This window comes from Oleiphilus sp. HI0117, from assembly GCF_001635235.1.
This window is the reverse complement of sequence record NZ_LWGA01001390.1, coordinates 1-1,209: the sequence shown is the minus strand read 5'-3', so window position 1 is coordinate 1,209 and position 1,209 is coordinate 1. Positions and strand designations below refer to the sequence as shown.

Genomic DNA, 1,209 nt, shown 5'->3' with positions numbered 1-1,209 from the left:
ATAAGGTATTGCTTTTTTCCGGCTTCGGCAGAATATTTTTCAAATAGTTCTTTAAAGCGATGATAAGTGCCCATGCCGGGTTTCATCATTTTTGATAAAGGGCCGCTCTCAGTATGTTCCGGTGCAATTTTCAGGTAGCCGCCTACATGGTGTGTAACAAGTTCCTTTATATATTCCGGGTCTTCTACTGCTAGGTCGTAGCGTAAGCCGGAAGCAATAAGTATGCGTTTAATTCCGGGTAGTGTTCTGGCGCGTCGGTATAGATTTGTTGTGGGCGAGTGGTCAGTAATCAGATTTTTGCAAATTGAAGGATAGACGCATGACAGTCGACGACAACTTGCATGAATTTCCTCTGAGCGACAATTCTGATGGTACATGTTTGCAGTAGGTCCGCCCAGATCAGAAATGGTGCCGGTGAAACCGGGTGTCATATCCCTGATTCGCTCAATCTCATGGATAACGGAATCTTCTGATCGACTCTGTATTACTCTGCCTTCATGTTCTGTGATCGAGCAGAATGAACAGCCACCAAAACAGCCTCTCATAATATTGACCGAGAAACGTATCATCTCGTAGGCAGGAATTTTTGCATCACCGTAGCTAGGATGAGGCACTCGCTGATAAGCGTGTTCGAAGACGCTATCAAGTTCATCTGTCGATAGAGGAATGGCTGGTGGGTTTACCCAAACATAGCGTTGATCGTGAGGCTGAACAATGGCTCGGGCATTGGCTGGATTAGTTTCCAGGTGCAGTATTCGGGAGGTGTGAGCATAAAGCACAGGGTCCTTGGAAACCTTTTCAAAAGAGGGGAGTAAGATAAATTCTCTCTCTTTATCAGCGCTTTGTTCTGGAAATGGTAAAATTTTGATTGGCTCTGCTTTATCGACTTGCTGATTGTCGGCGCATTTACTTGTCGACTCGGAACCTTCTATTTCAGTTTCTTGATAAGGGTTTTTCTGGAACGGGTGGTTCGCTGGGTCAAGCGCTTTTGGTTTTTCGATGCGCGAGGAATCTTTTATATTCCAGCCTTCTGGCAATTCTTTTAGTAGGCAAGCTGTTCCTTTGATATCTTTCATATCCTTGGGGTGTTCACCTCGGGATATACGTAGGGCTACCATCAGAATTGTCGCTCAGAGGAAATTCATGCAAGTTGTCGTCGACTGTCATGCGTCTATCCTTCAATTTGCAAAAATCTGATTACTGACCACT

The 1,209-nt window shown here is 44.8% G+C and carries 1 protein-coding gene; it reads right to left on the bottom strand.

Going from position 1 to position 1,209, the window contains the following annotated elements; genetic code table 11:
- Positions 1-1,076: radical SAM protein (locus A3757_RS23660; RefSeq protein ID WP_369819602.1), on the bottom strand; the 1,076-nt coding region annotated here is incomplete at its 3' end.
- Positions 1,077-1,209 lie beyond the last annotated feature (133 nt).